Consider the following 18,614-nt stretch of genomic DNA (forward strand, 5'->3'; position numbering starts at 1 on the left):
CCGGCGGAAGCCGTGCCGCGGGTTAATTCGCTGTAATCCGGCCGCTGGCCGGCGCGCGGCCTTGCTGGCCGAGAGGGTGGCGCGCATAGCACGCGACATGAGCATCGAATTCCACCTGCGGGTCCATCCGGGCGAAGACCTCCGGCGGTTCGAGACGACGCCGGTCTTCTGGTCCGACACCCCGCCGCAGCGTCCCTGGGACGCGCCCATCAAGCCGACGGACCTGGCCTTCATGATCCGCGACGGCGCCGAGGGACTGGAAGCCGTGGCGCGCCGCTGGTGGATGGTGCCCGCCTTCCACAAGGGTCCGGTCCTCGCCTGGAAGACGCTGTGCGCCAATGCCGGGATCGAGGCGCTGGAGACCTCGCCGATCTTTCGCGAGCCCTACGCCGCCCGCCGCGCCCTGGTCCCGATGACCTCGTTCATCGCCTACGAGGAGCCGCCCGGCTGGCGCAAGGGTCAGCCCAAGCGTCGCTGGGAGGCCACCTGGACGCCCACCAGCCCCACCGACAAGGTCCGCTACTTCGCCGCCATCTGGGACCGGGCCGAGACGGCCGACGGGCCATTGGAAAGCTTCGCCATCGTCACCGGCCCGCCCGGCCCCGACCTCGCCGGCCTGCAGGACAGCCAACCGGCCGTGCTAACCCTGGCCCAGGGCCTGGACTGGCTGAATCTGGACGGCCCCGGCAAGGCCAGCCTCGTCACGCAGACGCCCTCCGGGACCTATGACCTGACCGAGGCGCCGCGCGAGCAGGTGATGTCCCGCGAGCTGCGCCGCTCGCTCTAGCCTTCGGCCTTGGCGTCGCGGCCGTAGCGGTCGACCACCTGGGCCAGGCCCTTCAGGATCACCTTGCGGGTCGCCTCATCGGCCTCGGTCCGGTGCAGCAGGCGCAGGGAGGCCAGGTGCACCTGGACGCCCCGGTCATCGCGGCGGCCCGCCTCGCCCGCACGGTCCAGCAGCTCGCACAACGACCGCGCCGCCGTGGCCAGGCTGTCGTTGTCGAAGGCGCCGCAAAATGAGATCAGCCGCGCGGACTGCTCGTACATCGCCTCGGCGTCGAAGCCCGGGGTCGCCGCCATCGCGTCCATCGTCGCCAGCGCCTCATCGACCTCCGACAGGCAGGTCTCCCGGGACTCCTCCATCGCCGCGGCGCCGCGCTTCAGCGCCTCCGGCACGTAGAGGCCACCGGGCGCCTTGATCAGCTGGGCCAGCCGGGGGGTGACGTGGAACTTCCGGACGACGCTCATAGGGCGGCTTTCTGAGGGGCGATCATGTTGTTGAGTTCGTCTTGGGTCATGTTGTCGCCGGCCAGGGCGCCCACTTCGGCGGGTTGATCGTCGCGGCGGCGGCCGTCGGGGAATTCGGCGGGCATGCCGGACTGTTTGAACCGGCGATCGGGGCCGATGTAGGTGTCGGTCTCAATGAACATCCGCCGGCCCTGCGAAACCCACAGGATCCGCTCAAGGATCACCTTGGGCGTAATCGGCTTGGTGATGATGAAGTTGGCGCCACAATCGCGGGCCCGCATCACCTGGCTCTTGCGCGAGTGGGCGGTGACGACGATAGCCGGCACCAGTCGCCGTTCCTCGTCGTTCTGGTGCCGCACCCAGTGGACGAAATCATAGCCGTCCATGACCGGCATCTGGCCGTCGGTCATGATCAGGTCGATCCGCCGCGACTTGACGATTTCCATCGCCTCCATCGCCGAGGCGGCGCGCGCGATGTCCCGCATGCCAAAGCTGGCGAGCACACTGGCGAGCAAATCCAGCGCCTGGGCGTTGTCATCGACAATCAGGCCGCTGACGTTCTCCAGGTTTATGCGGGTGGTGCTCTGCATGCCCGCATATGGCGCTGCGATCCGTAAACGAGAGCTTTTCAACGCTCCGTTTACCCAGTTTGAGCATGCGAAACCTCAGGAGGCCAGCACGTCTGGCCGCACAACCTGCGCCGGACGACCAGTTGAAAGAACGCCGTCATGTGGAATGGCCGCGCAGAGGTGGCAATTCGGGTTAAGATTCCGCGGCCTCACGACGGAGTTTCCATGCGCCTGATCGCCTTCGCGCCCTTGCTCGCCGCCCTTCACCTCGCCACTGGCGCGGCCGCCGCCGGATCCCCGGCGGCCGACCTGGTCGCCAGCCCCGCCTTCCAGGCCGCCGTGGCCAAGCTGGACGCCGATCACGACAGGACCGTCGCTGACATCATCACGCTCACGGAAATTCCCGCCCCGCCCTTCAAGGAGACCGCCCGCGCCCAGGCCTATCTCGCCATGCTCAAGGCCCACGGCCTGACGGATGTGGAGATGGACCCCGAGGGCAATGTCATGGGCGTCCGCCCCGGCGCCCGGACCAAGGGCCAGGGTCCCTATGTCGTCCTTGCCGCGCACCTCGACACCGTCTTCCCCGAGGGGACCGACGTAAAGGTCCGCCGCGAGGGCACGAAGCTTATGGCGCCCGGCATCGGCGACGACACCCGGTCGCTGGCCGTGCTGCTGGCCTATGTGCGGGCGATGGACGCGGCCAGGATCACCACCACGGCGGACGTCCTGGTCGTCGGCAATGTCGGCGAGGAAGGCGCGGGCGACCTGCGCGGGACCCGCTACCTGTTCAACCAGGGCCGGTACAAGGGCAAGATCAGCGCCTTCTTCTCCATGGATGGCAACGACCCCGCCCACCTGGTGGACAAGGGCGTCGGCTCCAAGCGCTATCACGTCATCTTCCGCGGCCCGGGCGGCCACAGCTATGGCGCGTTCGGCATGGTCAATCCGATGGCGGCCATGTCGAAGGCCGTGGTCGACCTCTACGCCATAAAGCCGCCCGCCAAGCCCAAGACCACCTATTCGGCCAGCGTCACCGGCGGCGGGACATCGGTGAACGCCATCCCCGCCGAGGTCTTCATGGACTTCGACATGCGCTCGGAAAGCGCCGCCGAGCTGGCCCAGCTGGACACCCGGCTGCAGGCGATCCTGGCCCAGTCGGTGGAGGCCGAGAACGGCGCGCGCGCCACCGGCTTCGGCAAGGTCACCGTCGAGGCCAAGGTGATCGGCGAGCGCCCGGCCGGCCAAACCGACGCCAAGGCCGCGATCGTCACCGCCACCCACGACGCCATCACGGCCCTGGGCTACGCGCCCGTCCACCAGGCCTCTTCCACCGACGCCAATGTGCCGATGAGCCTGGGAATTCCCGCCGTCACCATCGGCTCCGGCGGCAAGGGCGGCCGGGCTCACGCCCTGGACGAGTGGATCGACGTGGAGAAGGGCCCCAGCGTGAAGGGCATGAGCGTCGGGCTCGCGGCGCTGCTGAGCGTGGCGGGGGTGGAAAAGCCCTAGCCCCCTCCGTCACGCGCATACCTGCGCGCGCCACCTCCCCCGCGACGGCCTGCGGCCTGGGGGAGGATTTCTTAGTTCCTCCCCCAGCGCAAAGCGCGGTTCGGGGGAGGTGGATCCGAGCAAAGCGAGGAGACGGAGGGGGCTAGGCCCCCACCGCTGTTACCCCTTCGGCCCGGCGTTGGACTTGTTCTTCGTGAAGGGCTTCTTGAACCCGCCGGCCTTGGGCGGGCCCTTGAAGTTCTCGGCCTTGCCCTTGTAGCCGCCGCCTTCCTTGGCCGGGCCCTTGAAGTTCTCAGGCTTGCCCTTGTAGCCACCGCCCTCCTTGGGCGGGCCCTTATAGGGACCGTCGCTCTTGCCCTTGTACTCCGAGCGCGGCGGCGGGCCGTCGTTCTTGCCCTTGTAGCCGCCCTCGCCCTTGCCCTTGTATTCGGGACGCGGGCCGGTCTTGAAGGAGCGGGCCGGCCGCTCGCCGCCGGGGGCGTCGCGCGGCGGGGCGGTCTTCTGGCCCGAGGCCGGCGCCACGGTGGGCTCGATCTTGATCTCGTCATTGACCGTCGCCTTGACCGCCGCGGCGAACTTGGCCTCGGCGTGCTTGGCGATCTCGAACTTGGTGTCCTGATCGAAGATCTTGATGGAGCCGATCTCCGGCTTGGTCACATGGCCCAGGCGGCAGATCATCGGGATCAGCCACTTGGGGTCGGCGTTCTTGGCGCGGCCGACATTGATCCGGAACCAGGTGACCTCGCTGGGGTCCAGGCGCTCAGGCCGGCCCACCGGTCCCTCGCGATCGGGGCTCCAGCGGTCGGCGCGGGGCGGCATGGGGCCAGACGACGAGCCCTGGCCGTCGCGCGGATCAACGTGCAGGTCCTCGGCGGCCGGCAGGCGTGCGCGGTGCAGACGGATCAGGGCCGCGGCCACCTCTTCCGGCGTGCGGGTGGCCAGAACCAGCTTGGCCAGCGCCATGTCCTCCTCGAGCAGGGGCTCGGTGAGGATCGGATCCTCCAGCAGGCGGGTCTGGTCGCGCTCGCGGATCATCTCCGGGGTCGGCGGGCCTTGCCAGACCGCTTCGATATTGGCCGAGGCCAGCAGCTGCTCGGCCTTGCGGCGCCGCGTGTAGGAGACCAGCAGGACCGAGACGCCCTTCTTGCCGGCCCGGCCGGTGCGGCCCGAGCGGTGCAGCAGGCCGGCCTTGTTCACAGGCAGGTCGGCATGGATCACCAGGCCGAGGTCGGGCAGGTCGAGGCCGCGGGCGGCCACGTCGGTGGCGACGCAGACCCGGGCCTGGCCGTCGCGCAGGGCCTGTAGGGCGTCGGAACGCTCCCGCTGGCCGAGCTCACCCGACAGGCCGACCACGGCGAAGCCGCGCTCGCGCAGGGCCGCATGCATGTGGCGCACGCCCTCGCGGGTGTTGCAGAACACCAGGGCCGAGGGGCTCTCGAAGAAGCGCAGCACGTTGACGACGCCGTTCTCGACCTCGTTGGGGGCCACGCGGATGGCGCGGTACTCGATGTCGCCGTGCGGCTCGTGGCGGTTGACGGTGTCGATCCGCAGGGCGTCGGTCTGATAGCGCTTGGCCAGCATCGCGATCTCGCGGGCGATGGTGGCCGAGAACAGCAGGGTGCGGCGGCCGGCGGGCGCTGAGTCGAGGATCTCTTCCAGGTCCTCGCGGAAGCCCATGTCCAGCATCTCGTCGGCCTCGTCGAGCACGACGACGCGCAGGGCCGAGAGGTCGAGATTGCCGCGCTCCAGGTGGTCCTTCAGACGCCCCGGCGTGCCCACCACGATGTGGACGCCATTGGCCAGGGCCCGCTGCTCGCGGCGCGGATCCATGCCGCCGACGCAGGTTTCCACCCGCGCCCCGGTCTGGGAATAGAGCCAGGTCAGTTCGACGCTGACCTGCATGGCCAGCTCGCGGGTCGGCGCGATGACCAGGGCCAGGGGCGAACCGGCCGGTCCGAACTTCTCGGCGCCTTCAAGCAGCGTCGGTCCCGCCGCCAGTCCGAAGGCCACCGTCTTGCCTGACCCGGTCTGGGCCGAGACCAGCAGGTCGCGTCCTGCAGCCTCCTCTGCCAGGACGGCGTCCTGAACAGGCGTGGGCTCGGCATAGCCTTGGGCCGCCAGAGCGCGCTCCAGGGCCGGGTGGGTCGGGGGAAAGGGCATAGTGTCGATAGTCCGATCGGTCAGCCGCGGCGTGGGAAGACGCCGGGGGGCGCGGCTAATGCAGCCTCGCGGCGGCTTATACAAGCCTCAAGTCAAGAAATCCCATTCAATACTTGCGACACAGTGGCGGATCGAAACCCAGGCTCAGCCGTTACGGGCCCATGGCATACACGATGAAGAACGGTCGCACCCCCCCCACCACCACGGGCGAGGGTGAGTTGTCCTACAAGGGATTCAAAGGCCAGGTGGCCTATGAGATCATTGGGGCCCTGGCCGGCCTGCGTCAGGGCGGCGCGTCCCTGCGCGGCTCCTTCATGACCACCGAGGAAATCGCCGACAACGCCTTCAAGGCCTGCGACGGCCACCTGCGGCTGGCCGACGGCAAGGAATACCGCATCACCATGGTCGGCTACACGCCCGGCAGCGACACCGGCTATTTCGAGCTGAAGATCTGAACTGAGCCCCCTTCATGGGGAGGGCGCCGCCTAAGCCGCCTTCTGAAGTTCCTGCTTCACGCGCTCCGCCAACGTCTTGATGTCGATGGGCTTGGGCAGGAAGGAGACGTTGGTCTCGCCTTCCAGCAGGTTGGAGAACTCGGCCTCGGCATAGCCGGAGATAAACATCACCGGAGCGCCGGCCAGGTAGACCCGCGCGTGCTTCAGCAGGTCGGGGCCTTGCATGCCGGGCATGACCACGTCGGAGATCATCAGGTCGATGGTGCCGGCGTGCTGCTCGGCCAGCTCCAGGGCTTCCTCGCCCGAGGCCGCCTCAATCACCTCGTAGCCGCGGGCGCGCAGCAGCTTGGCGGCGACGCCGCGCACGGCGTCCTCGTCCTCGACGAACAGGATGCGGCCGGCGCCGGAGAGGTCGCGCGCCGCGGGACGCGTGGCCTTCTGGACCAGGGGCTTGTCGACGATGGCGGGCGCGGCGTGCACCGGCAGGAAGATGCGGAAGGCCGCGCCCTCACCGGGCTTGGAGTCGACGCTGATCCAGCCGTCCGACTGCTTGACGATGCCATAGACCGTGGCCAGGCCCAGACCCGTCCCCTCGCCCACCGGCTTGGTGGTGAAGAAGGGGTCGAAGATCTTGTCGACAACGTCGGACGCGATGCCGGGGCCGTCGTCGGAGACCTCGATCAAGGCCTGCTCGCCCTGGGCGGAAGGATAGCCGAGCGCATGGGCCTCGGCCTCGGTGACCCGGGCGGTGCGGATGGTGACGCGGGAGCCGCCGTTCATGCGGGTGGCGTCGCGGGCGTTGACGGCCAGGTTCATCACCGCGGTCTCGAGCTGGCCGCGGTCGGCCCGCACGTGGGGCAGGTTGCGGCCGTACTCGGTCTCCAGCTTGACGTCTTCCTGCAGCACCCGGCGCAGCAGCACCTCGAACTCGCTGATCAGTTCGCCGAGGTCGAGGATTTCGCGCTGCACGGTCTGCTTGCGCGAGAAGGCCAGCAGCTTGCGCACCAGGTCGGCGGCCCGCGTCGAGGTCGAGCGGATCTCGCTGAGCCCCTCATAGGAGGGGTCCCCCACCGGATGGCGCGTCGACAGCACGTCGAGCTGCATGAAGATGGCGGTGAGCAGGTTGTTGAAGTCGTGGGCCACGCCGCCGGCCAGCTGGCCGATGGCCTGCATCTTCTGGCTCTGGGCCAGCTGCAGCTCGATCTGCTTCTGCTCCGACACGTCCACCAGGTAGGCGACCCAGCGGCCGTCGCTCTTGGAAAGATAGAGGTGGGCGATCTTGGTGGGGTCCTTGGCCAGGCGCACTTCCAGCGCCCCGCCGCCCGCCGTGCCGTCCTTCAGTCGCTGCGAGGCGTCGGCCCGGCTGGCGGTCTCGATGAGGTCACCGAAGGTCGAACCGACGCCGCCGTAGCCCGGCGCGGCGGCGAGCGTCGGGTTGGCCTCGACGATGGTGGACTCAAATGGGTCTTCGCCCTCCAGCAGCGCCGCGCCGAAGGGCGAGGCCGCGGCGAAGGCGTCCAGCACCTTGGGCGGCGGCGGCATCGCATTGGAAAAGGCGGTCAGCACGTCCATGGCCGCCGACGGCAGGGCCAGGGGCTCAGCGGGGCCGGCGTTCAGCCGCACCAGGAAGCGGCGGGCGCCCAGGGGCGAGATGGTGGCGTTGTGCTCGGCCCCGTTGCTGCGGATCGAGGCCTGGGCGGTGTCGCCCCGGCGCGCGGCGGTCAGGGCCGAGAACAGGCTGGCGGCGGACGGCCCGCCCTTGGGCAGGCGCGGCGCCATGCCCAGCACGGTCTTCCAGGCGCCATTGGCGGCGTGGATGCGGCCGTCGGCGGCGGCGATGGCGGCGGGTTCGGACAGCGCCTCGATCAGCGTGTCGGCGCCGGGCTCGCTCTCGGCGGCGGCCTCGACGGAGCCGCGCAGGGCGAACAGGCCCAGGCAGGCGACGCCCGCCAGGCCGATCAGCAGCATCAGGCCGGCCAGGGTCGCGGGGCCGGCGTTGATGGCCGGGGCGGCGGCGAAAGCGACAGCCATCAGGAAGAACACCACCGCCGCGGCGGTCAGCGGATCAAACCGGCGTTTTGCGGTCGGCTCAGCCATGGGGTTTCCCAGGCGGGCGCCCTGAACGGGTTGGCCCGGCGAATCGGTGTTCAGCATACATGAAGCCTTGAGATTACGCGGCTTTACGGTGAATGGGCGCCCCGGTGGGAATCATCCGGGAACCCGGACCCGGGTGGGGGCCATCTTCGGCTTGGGCTTGGGGGCGTCGGCCCTCTTCTCGCTCTGCATGATGAAGCCGATGATCTTGGCGACGGCCTCATAGTGCTTCTGCGGAATGAACTCCTCGATCTCCACCGAGGCGTAGAGCGAGCGCGCCAGGGGCGGATCGACAATGACCGGCACGCCGGCGTCCTCGGCCACTTTGCGGATGCGCAGCGCGATGGCGTCCATGCCCTTGGCCACGCACTGGGGCGCGCCTTCGCCGCCGGCCTCGTACTTCAGCGCCACGGCGTAGTGGGTGGGGTTCATGACGACGACGGTGGCGTTCGGCACGTTCTGCATCATCCGCTGGCGGGCGCGGACCATGCGAAGTTGCTTCTGCTTGCCCTTGATGTGGGGATCGCCCTCGGTCTGCTTGTACTCTTCCTTCAGGTCTTCCTTGCTCATTCGCTGGCGCTTCATGAAGCGCTGCTTCTGCCAGAACCAGTCCAGGCCGGCGATCAGCAGCAGGAAGCCGGCGATGGAGAAGGCCAGGTTGCGGATCAGCTTGGCCGCGAAGGGCAGGATGGACATGGGGTCCATGGCCGACAGCTGGGTGAACTCGGCCATGTGCGGCTTGACCACAAGATAGCCGATCCAGCCCACGAGGCCGATCTTCACCAGAGACTTGAGGAACTGCATCAGGGCGTCGAGCCCGAACATCCGCTTCAGCCCCGCCATCGGCGAGATCTTCTTGTAGTCGAACTTGAACACCTTGCTGGGGGTGAACATCAGCCCGGTCTGGACCAGGTTGCCGGCGGCGCCGGCGATGGCCGCTGAAAACATCACCCCCAGGATCAGCGGCGCCCCGGCCTTCATCACGTAGAGCAACACGTCCTGACTGCCGCCGCCCTCGACGCTGATGGAGTCCGGATGGGCGATGAATGGCATCAGGGCGACGGCCAGGTCGCGGCACATCGAGCCGCCGGCGAAGGCGATCACGCTGGCGGCGGCGGCGAAGGCGGCCAGGGTCGGCAGGTCCGGCGTCTTGGGGACGTCGCCCTGCTCCCTCGCCTTACTGAGTTTCCCCGCTGTGGGTTCTTCTGTTTTTGACTCGGGATCGCTGTCGTCCGCCATCTCAGCCGCCGAAGACCATGAGCAGGTCGCGGTAACGGCTGAGCCAGACGGAGCCGATGACACCCAGGCTGAGCGCCAGGATCGAGAGGCCGAAGATCACCATCAGCGGCGAGGCCACGAAGAAGACCTGAAACTGCGGCATGACCCGGCCCACCAGGCCGACCGCGACGTTGAAGACCAGCGAGAAGACCAGCAGGGGCGCCGAGAGCTGCACCCCCAGCTTGAAACAGTCGGCCACCGTCTGCACCGCCAGGGTCGCGGAGTCGGCCACCGGCAGGTCTCGGGTGAAGGGAAACAACGTGTAGGACTTGACGATGGCGCTGAGGAACAGGTGGTGCAGCCCCGTCGACATGATCAGGGTCAGGCCGATCAGCCCCAGGAAGGTGCTGACCGTCGAGGAGCCCGGCGCGATGCCCGGGGCCGCGGTCTGGGCGAAGGACAGGGTCGTCTGGATGGAGATGATCTCGCCGGCCGTCGACAGCGCCATCAGGAAGATCCGCAGGATCGTGCCAATCATCAGGCCGATCAGCACCTCCTTCAGCAGGCCTCCGACCATGGTCCCCATGGCGGCCGGAACGGCGGGCAGGTTGGGGGCCACCACCGGTAGCAGCATCAGGGTCATCAGGAAGGCGAAGGCCAGCCGGATGCGCGGCGGCACCGTGCTGTCGCCGATCCCCGGCATCAGCATGACCAGCGCCGACAGCCGCGCGAAGATCATGCCGCCGACGTAGACCTGCTGGGCTGTGGCGTACGACTCCACGCTGCTTACATCGCCGAGATGCGGGCGGCGATCTGGCGCATGAAGCCGCTCATCAGCGCGCCCATCAGCGGCAGGAAGAGCAGTAGCGAGATGAAGATGGCCACGATCTTCGGTGCATAGACCAGGGTGGCTTCCTGGATCTGGGTCAGGGCCTGCATCAGGCCGACGCCCACCCCCACCACCAGGCCCACGATCAGCACCGGCGCGCACAGTTGCAGCGTCAGCCAGATGGCGTCCCGACCGACGTCCAGAACCTCGGCGCCGTTCATGAAGGGCCTCGCGAAAACAGGGGAGAATACGTAGCCCCATCTCGCGCAGACATGGTTAACGAAGGGCTACCGGCTACAAGATGTTTTTGCTTTGTTCCCTCTCATAGCCGCGAGAGAATGGCTGCATGCATGCTGCGCCGGAGCTCAGAACGCTTGCCAAGGATTTCCGCCGGCGGCTGACACTGCCGGAAGGGTTGCTCTGGCGTGCGTTGAAGGGCGGCAGGTACGGCAGGCTCCACGTACGCAGGCAGCATCCAGTCGGCCCTTACCTGTTGGATTTCTTCTGCGCCTCGAGCCAGCTTTGCATCGAGGTGGACGGCGGAAGTCACAGTTTTGGCGACCGACCCGAGCGGGATGAACGCCGCGACGCCTGGCTGGCGGAGCGAGGTATTCGGACGCTCCGGATCAACGCCCAGGTCGTTCTTAAGGACATCGACAGTGCGGTGGCGATGGTCGTCGCAGCGGCGAGGGCCTAGCCCCCTCCGTCTCTTCGCTACGCTCAGATCCACCTCCCCCGGAACGGCCTGCGGCATGGGGGAGGAATTAGGAGCGCTAAATTCCTCCCCCAGCGCGCAGCGCGTATCGGGGGAGGTGGCGCGCGCAGAGATGCGCGTGACGGAGGGGGCTTGGGGCCCCCCGCAACTACTTCACCAGCCCCCTCGCCGCCTCGGCCGGGCTGGCCTTGGCGGTGTCGCGGTCGACGCTGTAGTTGGCCGCCTGCATGGCGGCGACGGGGATCGAGCCCACCAGGGGCTTCAGCGCGGCGATCAGTCGCTGGTCGCCGGCGCGCGCCGGCGAAACCAGGATCACCGCGTCGTAGGGCGGCAGCGCGCCCTTGGGATCGGTGAGCACCACCAGCTTGTCGGCCGCGATCCGCCCGTCCGACGAGAAGGCCGAGATCACGTCGGCCTCGCCCCCCGACAGCGCCCGATACATGAAGGTGGGCTGGAAGGACCGCTGGGCCTTGAAACGGAAGCCGTAGGCGGCGTCCACCGCCTTCCACTCCGGCCGCGACAGGAACTCGATGTCGGTCCCCAGGGTCAGCTTCGGCGCCTCGCGGGCCAGGTCGGCCAGGCTGACAATGCCCAGCGCCTTGGCGCGGTCGGCGTTCATGGCGAAGGCGTAGGCGTTCTCGAACCCCAGGGAGCCCAGGACCGTCACCCCGTCCCGGGACTTCAGTTCGGTGGTCAAGCCGTCCAGAACCGCCTGGCGGCCCGGGTTGTCCTGGCGGTTGAGGACATTGGTCCACAGCGTGCCGGTGTAGTCGACATAGACGTCCAGCTCGCCGGCCGCCAGCGCCCGGTAGGCCACCGCCGAGCCCAGGTCCTCCTTGCGGCTGACCGTGCCCCCGGCGCGCTCCAGCCGGTCGGCCATCAGTTCAGCCAGGATGTACTGTTCGGAGAAGTTCTTGGCGCCCACCACGTAGCTGGCCGGCTTGCCGAAGCTCACCAAGGGCAGGACGGCGATCACGATACCCACCAGGAGGCCCACGGCGCCGGCCATCATCAGGCGGCGGTCGCGCTTGGCGGCCCCGGTCTCGATCAGGCCCAGCAGCTGGTCGGCGGTCATGGCCAGGACGGCCGAGGCGGCGCAGCCGAACAGGACGCTGACCCAGTTCTCGGTCTGCAGCCCCGCGAAGATGTAGTTGCCCAGGCTGGTCTGGCCGACCGGGGTGGAGAGGGTCGCGGCGCCGATCGTCCAGACCGCGGCGGTGCGGACACCGGCCATGATCACCGGCATGGCCAGCGGCAGCTCCACCTGGAACAGCTTCTGGCCGGCGGTCATCCCCACCCCGTCGGCGGCCTCGCGCACCGCCGGGTCGACGCCGAGGATGCCGGTGGTGGCGGTCCGCAGGATCGGCAGCATCGAGTAGAGAGTCAGGGCCAGCAGCGAGGGCAGGAAGCCCAGGGCCGAGAATCCGTGGCCGGTGAGCGACAGGCTGAGCGCCGAGACCGCCAGCAGCAGAGGATAGAACAGGGCCAGCAGGGCCAGGCTGGGAATGGTCTGGATCAGGCCGGCGAAGGCCAGGACCGGCCAGCGCAGGCGCGGGCTTCGGCTGGCGGCGACCGCCAGGGGCAGGCTGATGATCAGGCCAAGGGCCAGGGCGCTGGCGCTCAGCAGGACGTGCCAGGCGAGATAATCCGGCAGCAGGTCGAAGGCGGCGGCAAGTTGCGGGCTCACGCGGGGCTCTCCGAGAGGCGGGCGGCCAGGCGTTCAGCCTGTCGTCTTGGCGCATCCATCAGGGCCCGGACATCGGGGTCGTCGCTGCTCGCGCTGAGGTGGCCCGGCGTGCCGTCGGCGACGATGACCCCGGCCTTCAGCACTACGATGCGGTCGGCCAGCAGCACGGCCTCGCTCATGTCGTGGGTGACCATCACGGTGGTCAGGCCCAGCTTCTCATGCAGGGCGCGGTAGTCGGTCCCGAGCTGGTCGCGGGTCACCGGATCGAGCGCGCCGAAGGGCTCGTCCATCAGCATGATCTTGGGCTCGGCGGCGAGCGCGCGGGCGACGCCGACCCTCTGCCTCTGACCGCCCGACAACGCCGCCGGCAGCCGGCCGGCCATCTCGTGCGGCAGATCGACCAGGCCCAGCAGGTCATCGATTCGCGTGGCGATCCGCGCGGGCTCCCAGCCCAGCAGCTTGGGCGTGATACCGATGTTCTCGCCCACGGTCAGGTGCGGAAACAGCCCGATCTCCTGGAACACGTAGCCGATGCGGCGGCGCAGGATGTGCACAGGAACCGCGCCGGTGTCCTCCCCCAGCACGCGCACCGATCCAGCGTCCGGCGTGACCAGGCCGTTGATGGTCTTGAGCAGGGTGGTCTTGCCCGATCCCGAAGGACCCACCAGGGCCACGAACTCGCCGGGCGCGATGGAAAGGCTCACGCCGGCCAGGGCGGCGTGAGCGGCGTAGCGTTTCTCGATGGACGAAAGTTCGATCGTGGTCTGAGGCATGCCCAGACCTTAGCGAACGAAGGTCAGATCGGCATACGCATGATTTCCTGATAGGCGCTGATCACCTGGTCGCGGACGGCCATCACGGTCTCCAGGCTGGCCTCAGCGGCCGAGATCGAGGTGACCACGTCGATCAGTTCGGCCTTGCCCGCCACATTGGCCTTGATCTGGTTTTCCGCATGCTTGGAGGCCTGCATGGCGTCGGTCATGGCCGACTTCACCATGGATCCGAAGTCGAGGCCGCCCTCGGCGGCGGCGGCGGCGGGCTTGGCGCCTCCGATCCCCTGGGTGGAGGCATAGGCCTGGGCGGCGGCGAGCGCGGTCATCATGGCCTAGGTCCTATCGTTTCAGCAGATCAAGGGTGCGCGTCTCCATGGCGCGCGCCGTCTCGATCACGTTGAGGTTGGCTTCGTAGGCCCGCTGGGCCTCCTTCATGTCGAGCGCCTCGACCAGGGTGTTGACGTTGGGGGTCTTCACATACCCCTTGGCGTCGGCCGAGGGGTGGCCCGGCTCGTACTCGGTCTTGAAATCGCTCATGTCCTGCTCGACGCGGCTCATCCGGACGCCCATGCCGCCGTCGATCTTGACCGCGGTGAAGACCGGAGCCTGCCGGCGATAGGGGTCGCCGCCGGCGGTCTTCGAGGTGGAGCCGGCGTTGGCCATGTTCTCGGCGATGATCCGCATGCGGCCCTGCTGGGCGCGAAGGGCGGAGGTGGCGATCGCCTGGGCGACGCCGCTGACGGGCTTGATGTCGGGCATCTATCTCGCCTCTATTTCCCGGGGGCCCGCGCGGCCATCCGCAGCAGGTTGAGGGACTTCTGGTAGAAGCCGACCGCCGCCTCGTAGCTCATGCGGGCGTCCGACATCTTCATCATCTCCTCCTCCAGGACGACGGAATTGCCGTCGAGCGTGGTCTCGGAGTCCTTGGCGACCTTGGACTTGAACGCGCCCCCGGGTCCGTTGCGCTGGCTGGGGGGCAGCATGTGGCCCGGCTGGGTCACTGCGACCCTGCCGGCGCCGGCGCTGGCGGCCTTCATCTGGGCGGCGAAGTCGTAGGGTTTCAGATCCTTGGGCGAGAAGCCCGGGGTGTCTGAGTTGGCGACATTCTGGGCGATCAGCTTCTGGCGCTCGGACAGATAACCCATCCGGCCGCGCAGCATCGAGAACAGGGGGATGTCGCCGATATCCATGGGAAACATGGTGAATAAATAGGGTTAATCGCTCCTTAAGACCCTTGCGGCACTTCTGGCCCTGACCGGCGCTTTCGGCCGGCCGCCTCCTCACCGTCTCATCGCGATGGACTTCGCTATCTTTGCCCGGGCCGTGTTCGCCCTGGCCATCACCCTGGGACTCGTGGGGCTGGCCGCCGTGGCCCTGCGCCGCTTCGGGCCCGAGGCCATGGCGCGCTTCACCGCCGCCACTGGCCGCAAGGAACGCCGCCTGGCGGTGGTGGAGAGCCTGGTGCTCGACCCCTCGCGGCGCCTGGTGCTGATCTCCTGCGATGGCGAGGAGCGACTGTTGCTGCTGGGCGAGGGCCAGGTCCTTCCGCCCGTGAAGAAGGGCCGCGCCTGATGGCCGGAAGGTTCAAGTCCCTCACCCAACTGCGCGCGCAGGACTGGCGTCACGCCTTCCTGCTGTCGGCGCTCATCACGCTCGGCAGCCTGATCCTGCCCGCCACGGCCCTGGCCCAGGCGGTGAACATCAATCTCGGCACCGGGGCCGGCCTCACCGAGCGCGTGGTCCAGTTGATGGGCCTGCTGACGGTCCTGTCCCTGGCGCCGTCCATCGTCATCATGACCACCTCCTTCGTGCGGATTGTGGTGGTCCTGTCCCTGCTGCGCACGGCCCTGGGCCTGCAGCAGAGCCCCCCCAACGCGGTGATCATCAGCCTGGCCATCTTCCTCTCGGCCATCGTCATGGGTCCGACGATGCAGAAGTCCTACGATGAGGGGATCAAGCCGTTGCTGGAGCAGCAGATCGAGTTGCCCCAGGCCTTCGACGCCGCCAGCGAACCCCTGAAGACCTTCATGCTGACCCAGGTGGACCGGGAGGATCTGGCCCTCTTCGTCAGGCTTTCCAAGGTCGAGCGGCCCAAGAGCCTGCAGGAAATCCCCATCCGCGTGGTCACCCCGGCCTTCATGATTTCAGAGCTGAAGCGCGCCTTCGAGATCGGCTTCCTGCTGTTCATCCCCTTCCTGGTGATCGACCTGGTGGTGGCCAGCGTGCTGATGAGCATGGGTATGATGATGCTCCCACCGGTGGTGGTGTCCCTGCCCTTCAAGCTGATCTTCTTCGTCCTGGTGGACGGCTGGCGGCTGGTGGCGGGCAGTCTGGTGGAGAGCTTCCAGCGGGGAGCCGGCGGAGGCTGAGGCCCTTAGCTCCCTCCCCATGAAGGGCCTACAGGGGAGGGAGAAGAGTTCTACCCCTTGCTGGGCGGCGCCGCGGCCGCGGCCGTCCTGGCGGGCGTGGGCGTGGCGGCGGTGCGCAGGCCCACCGGCGCGGGCCGGTCGCGGAACCTCACCTTCATCTTGGCCACCCAGCCGGAGAAGGCCTCGTTGTCGGCGCTGATGCGGCCAAAGTCGGCGACGCTGAGCCGCCCCTCCTGCACGCCCGAGAGGGCGACACGCAGGGCGTCTGGGTTGCGGGCCTGGTCGGCGAAGCCCTGGTAGCGTTCCCGCAGGCGCGACAGGGCGCCATCATCGCCCGCCAGGCTGTAGGCGACGCCGGCTCGGAGCAGCTTGCCCTCTTCCTCGGCGGCCAGCGGACCCGGGTATTTCCAGCGGTCGGCCAGGGATTTCTCGAACAGGATGCCGGCGCCGGCCCAGTCCTTCTTCTTCCAGACCACCTCGGCGCGCAGGTCCGCGCCCTCGCGCGAGGTGTCGCGCTCGATGACCTCCAGGGCCGATTCGAGGCGGCCGAGGTTCATCAGGGCGCGCGCCTCCACCATGCGCCGCTCAACGTTGAGCGAGGTGGGCAGGATGGTGGTGCGCGAGCTGTTGATCGCCTGCAGCGCCTGCTCGGGCTTGCGGTCCATCAGGTAGATGACGGCTAGGTCCGTGGCCACCTGGGCGCGGGGCACGCCGTCCAGCCGGTTGTCGGCCTGGTACTTCAGGAGGTCGGCGGCCTGGTCCAGCAGATCGACGTCCACCAGTCGGCGGACCAGCTTGCGCACCATCTGGTCACCATCGGCGCCAAGGGGCGTGAGCTCCTTGAAGTCGTAGAAGAGGGCCAGCGCCTGGATCGGCTCCAGGCCATCGGCGACGCCGGTGAGGAACAGGCCGCGGAAGGCGCTGGCCAGGTCGTTCTGCAGTTGCAGGGCTTCGGGCAGGTCGGGCAGCCGCTGGCCCGCCGACCGCAGCGCCTCCAGCGCCTCGCGGTAACGGCCCTGGTTCAGATAGAGCTGGCCCAGGGCGCGAATGGTCTCCAGCTCGGTGGAGTCTCCGCGCCAGCGGTAGCGCAGGCCGTCGAACACGTTGGCGGCCTGGACCGCGGTTATCTTTCCCGCGGCCAGGCGGATCTGGGTGGCGCGCAGCAGGGCGGGCGCCGAGAGCGATTCCACAGGCGCGCTGGCCACGGCGGCATAGATGCGCAGGGCCCGGTCAGGATGACCCTGGGCCTCCACGACGCGCGCCTGAACCAGCCGCGTCGCCAGCTCCTCCAGCGGCGCGGTGCGGTCCATCAGCGCCAGCTTGATGCGGGAGTCGGCGCCATCGATGTCCCCCAGCGCCAGGGCGGCCTGCGCGTCGGCGCGGGCGAACCGGGCCTTCCAGGTGGGCGAGAACTGCTCGAAGGCCTCGGCCCCGGCGGCGAACTGGCTGCGCGCCTCGGGCCACTGGGCCAGCTGGGCGGCGATGTAGGAGCGCCACAGGGCCGCCGACGGATCGTCGGCCAGGATAGGAGCCGAGAAGTCGGCCTCCGCCTCCTTGTAGCGTCGGGCCATGACGCGGGCGATGCCGCGCAGGCCGCGGAACTCCGGATCGTCCAGAAGTTCCTGGTGCGTGCGGGCGGTGTCGTTGAGCACCCCGATGGCTTCGAAGGAGAGTTCCGAGCCGACCAGGAAGCGGGCCAGGGCCATGCGCGCGGCCACCGGCGCGTCGCGGCCCTTGCTGGCCTCCTCCATGGAGGCGTTGAGCAGGGAATTGTAGCGGACCAGGAAGCCGCCGGGGCCGGTCTTGGGCCAGTTGGCGTAGTCGATCATGGCCGGCATCCCGGCCGGCTGCGGGGCTCCCAGATCGGCTTCGGCCCGCTCGACACCGGCCGAGGCCGGCGACAGGGTCAGGCCCGCAGGACGGCCGATCTGCACCAGGTCGCCCTGGTGGCTGAGGCTCAGGTCCTCGACGTAGGACTCCAGGGCCAGCCCCTGCGCCGAGGGCAGGACCGCCATCTGCACGTATTCCCGGCGGCTGGGCACCCCCTTGGCGGGACTGAGCGCGGTCACCACCGACAGGGTGTCGCCGACGATGGGGTCACCCACCTTCAGCGTCCGGGTGGCGCCGGAGACCACCGCCTTCAGCGCCGCGGGACCGCCGACGTCATCGCGGACGATGCGGACCTGGCTGCTCTGGTTCTGAGCGCCGGGACCGATGGCCACCGTCCAGGTCGCGCCCTGCGCCGAAGCGAAGAAGGGCGTGCCCTTCGGCGCGGCGATGCGGACGGCCGAGTAGTCAGACCCCTTGAAGCTCTGCACCTTCGAAAACTGGCGAAGGCCCCGAGGGGCCCTGGAGACGTCGAGATCGACCGGCGTGTCGAACACCACCCAGATCGCGTCACCCCGCCGGAACACCGCCGCGCCGTTCGGATTGGCCCACGGGAAGGTCAGCAGGACCTGGCCATTGACCAGTTTGGCGTCCATCGCCACGACCCCGCTGGCGGGCGCCGGATCGGGGCGCGGGGGCTCGGGAGCGGTGATCGGCGCCGCGGCTTCGGCGAGGCTGGGCTCGGGCGGCGGGGGCCGTTCGAACAGGTTGATATAGGTGGCGCCGTCGGCGCTCCCCACCTTGGCCTCGGCGTTGTCGGCCAGGGTCAGGATCAGTTCCAGCCCGCCACCGGAGTGGCGCGCCTCGGCGGTCTTCAGCCACTTGGGAGGATCCACCCGCAGGCGGGCGATGTCGGGATTGGCGTCCCGGTTGAACTTCAGGGTCAGGACCTGACCGTCGCGCTTGGTGATGGCGCGCGCGCCACCGGCCCAATGCAGTTCGATCCGCGAGAAGTCGCGGGCCTGGGCCACATGCACGTCCAGCGGGCCGCGGGGCGCGACCTGGGCCGCCGTCGGCGCGGCCACACCCGCAGGCGCGATCACGCCGGCGATGCAGATCGCCGCGACGCTGGAGTGAAGGGCCTGGCGCAGGCGCAATGGA

19 protein-coding genes are annotated in these 18,614 nt (G+C 68.8%); 6 read left to right on the forward strand and 13 right to left on the reverse strand.

Annotated features, from left to right (window positions below; translation table 11 throughout):
• Positions 1-97: 97 nt before the first annotated feature.
• The gene (locus Q7J39_RS01380; protein ID WP_304819638.1) at positions 98-787 is read left to right on the forward strand and encodes an SOS response-associated peptidase family protein; all 690 of its coding nucleotides are present in this window, start codon (positions 98-100) and stop codon (positions 785-787) included.
• Here Q7J39_RS01380 and Q7J39_RS01385 read toward each other — a convergent pair.
• Together Q7J39_RS01385 and Q7J39_RS01390 are read right to left on the reverse strand one after the other, a co-directional pair.
• The gene (locus Q7J39_RS01385) at positions 784-1,248 is read right to left on the reverse strand and encodes a hypothetical protein (RefSeq protein WP_304819640.1); all 465 of its coding nucleotides are present in this window, start codon (positions 1,246-1,248) and stop codon (positions 784-786) included. The two genes, Q7J39_RS01380 and Q7J39_RS01385, sit on opposite strands and share 4 nt — an antisense overlap.
• Entirely contained in the window at positions 1,245-1,838 is a 594-nt protein-coding gene (locus Q7J39_RS01390) for a response regulator (protein ID WP_304819642.1), read from the reverse strand. Before Q7J39_RS01390 ends, Q7J39_RS01385 begins: the two co-directional genes overlap by 4 nt.
• Positions 1,839-2,042: 204 nt before the next feature.
• On the opposite strand from Q7J39_RS01390, the gene Q7J39_RS01395 reads away from it, so the two are divergent.
• Positions 2,043-3,326 (forward strand): M20/M25/M40 family metallo-hydrolase, encoded by a 1,284-nt coding sequence (locus Q7J39_RS01395; RefSeq protein ID WP_304819644.1) that lies wholly within the window; start codon positions 2,043-2,045, stop codon positions 3,324-3,326.
• A 159-nt stretch (positions 3,327-3,485) separates the two neighbouring features.
• On the opposite strand, the gene Q7J39_RS01400 is transcribed toward Q7J39_RS01395, so the two are convergent.
• The gene (locus tag Q7J39_RS01400) at positions 3,486-5,486 is read right to left on the reverse strand and encodes a DEAD/DEAH box helicase (RefSeq protein ID WP_304819646.1); all 2,001 of its coding nucleotides are present in this window, start codon (positions 5,484-5,486) and stop codon (positions 3,486-3,488) included.
• A 173-nt stretch (positions 5,487-5,659) separates the two neighbouring features.
• On the opposite strand from Q7J39_RS01400, the gene Q7J39_RS01405 reads away from it, so the two are divergent.
• Positions 5,660-5,941, forward strand: coding sequence for a hypothetical protein (locus tag Q7J39_RS01405; RefSeq protein ID WP_304819648.1), 282 nt, complete (start codon positions 5,660-5,662; stop codon positions 5,939-5,941).
• 30 nt (positions 5,942-5,971) lie between these two features.
• On the opposite strand, the gene cckA is transcribed toward Q7J39_RS01405, so the two are convergent.
• From cckA to fliQ, 4 genes are all read right to left on the reverse strand, one after another.
• Positions 5,972-8,038: a cell cycle histidine kinase CckA gene (cckA, locus tag Q7J39_RS01410; RefSeq protein WP_304819650.1), complete on the reverse strand. Its 2,067-nt coding sequence runs from the start codon at positions 8,036-8,038 to the stop codon at positions 5,972-5,974.
• A gap of 111 nt (positions 8,039-8,149) precedes the next feature.
• Complete coding sequence (gene flhB, locus Q7J39_RS01415) at positions 8,150-9,274, reverse strand: flagellar biosynthesis protein FlhB (protein ID WP_304819652.1); 1,125 nt, start codon at positions 9,272-9,274, stop codon at positions 8,150-8,152.
• A 1-nt stretch (position 9,275) separates the two neighbouring features.
• On the reverse strand, positions 9,276-10,034 hold the full coding sequence (gene fliR / locus Q7J39_RS01420) for a flagellar biosynthetic protein FliR (protein ID WP_304819654.1): 759 nt from the start codon (positions 10,032-10,034) through the stop codon (positions 9,276-9,278).
• A gap of 5 nt (positions 10,035-10,039) precedes the next feature.
• Complete coding sequence (fliQ, locus tag Q7J39_RS01425) at positions 10,040-10,303, reverse strand: flagellar biosynthesis protein FliQ (RefSeq protein WP_304819656.1); 264 nt, start codon at positions 10,301-10,303, stop codon at positions 10,040-10,042.
• 125 nt (positions 10,304-10,428) lie between these two features.
• On the opposite strand from fliQ, the gene Q7J39_RS01430 reads away from it, so the two are divergent.
• Complete coding sequence (locus Q7J39_RS01430; RefSeq protein WP_304819657.1) at positions 10,429-10,779, forward strand: endonuclease domain-containing protein; 351 nt, start codon at positions 10,429-10,431, stop codon at positions 10,777-10,779.
• A 166-nt stretch (positions 10,780-10,945) separates the two neighbouring features.
• Here Q7J39_RS01430 and Q7J39_RS01435 read toward each other — a convergent pair whose 3' ends face one another.
• From Q7J39_RS01435 to flgB, 5 genes are read right to left on the reverse strand one after another with little or no spacing between them, the layout of a single operon-like run.
• A complete protein-coding gene (locus Q7J39_RS01435) occupies positions 10,946-12,484 on the reverse strand; it encodes a glycine betaine ABC transporter substrate-binding protein (protein ID WP_304819659.1) in 1,539 nt (512 codons plus the stop codon).
• Positions 12,481-13,257, reverse strand: a complete 777-nt coding sequence (locus tag Q7J39_RS01440; protein ID WP_304819661.1) for an ATP-binding cassette domain-containing protein — start codon at positions 13,255-13,257, stop codon at positions 12,481-12,483. Before Q7J39_RS01440 ends, Q7J39_RS01435 begins: the two co-directional genes overlap by 4 nt.
• Before the next feature lie 23 nt (positions 13,258-13,280).
• Positions 13,281-13,586, reverse strand: a complete 306-nt coding sequence (locus Q7J39_RS01445) for a flagellar hook-basal body complex protein FliE (RefSeq protein ID WP_304819663.1) — start codon at positions 13,584-13,586, stop codon at positions 13,281-13,283.
• 10 nt (positions 13,587-13,596) lie between these two features.
• Positions 13,597-14,016 carry a flagellar basal body rod protein FlgC gene (gene flgC, locus Q7J39_RS01450; RefSeq protein WP_304819665.1) on the reverse strand — a complete coding sequence of 140 codons (420 nt, stop codon included), beginning with the start codon at positions 14,014-14,016 and terminating at the stop codon, positions 13,597-13,599.
• 11 nt (positions 14,017-14,027) lie between these two features.
• Entirely contained in the window at positions 14,028-14,447 is a 420-nt protein-coding gene (flgB, locus tag Q7J39_RS01455) for a flagellar basal body rod protein FlgB (protein WP_304819667.1), read from the reverse strand.
• Positions 14,448-14,553: 106 nt separating this feature from the next.
• Between flgB and Q7J39_RS01460 the strand changes: the two genes are divergently transcribed.
• Both Q7J39_RS01460 and fliP read left to right on the forward strand, forming a co-directional pair.
• Positions 14,554-14,829, forward strand: coding sequence for a flagellar biosynthetic protein FliO (locus tag Q7J39_RS01460; protein WP_304819669.1), 276 nt, complete (start codon positions 14,554-14,556; stop codon positions 14,827-14,829).
• Positions 14,829-15,626 (forward strand): flagellar type III secretion system pore protein FliP, encoded by a 798-nt coding sequence (fliP, locus tag Q7J39_RS01465; protein WP_370689975.1) that lies wholly within the window; start codon positions 14,829-14,831, stop codon positions 15,624-15,626. The genes Q7J39_RS01460 and fliP overlap by 1 nt, the downstream gene beginning before the upstream one ends.
• A gap of 50 nt (positions 15,627-15,676) precedes the next feature.
• Here fliP and Q7J39_RS01470 read toward each other — a convergent pair whose 3' ends face one another.
• The gene (locus Q7J39_RS01470; protein ID WP_304819671.1) at positions 15,677-18,610 is read right to left on the reverse strand and encodes a tetratricopeptide repeat protein; all 2,934 of its coding nucleotides are present in this window, start codon (positions 18,608-18,610) and stop codon (positions 15,677-15,679) included.
• Positions 18,611-18,614 lie beyond the last annotated feature (4 nt).

This window comes from Phenylobacterium sp. (assembly GCF_030651185.1).
Lineage (GTDB): Bacteria > Pseudomonadota > Alphaproteobacteria > Caulobacterales > Caulobacteraceae > Phenylobacterium.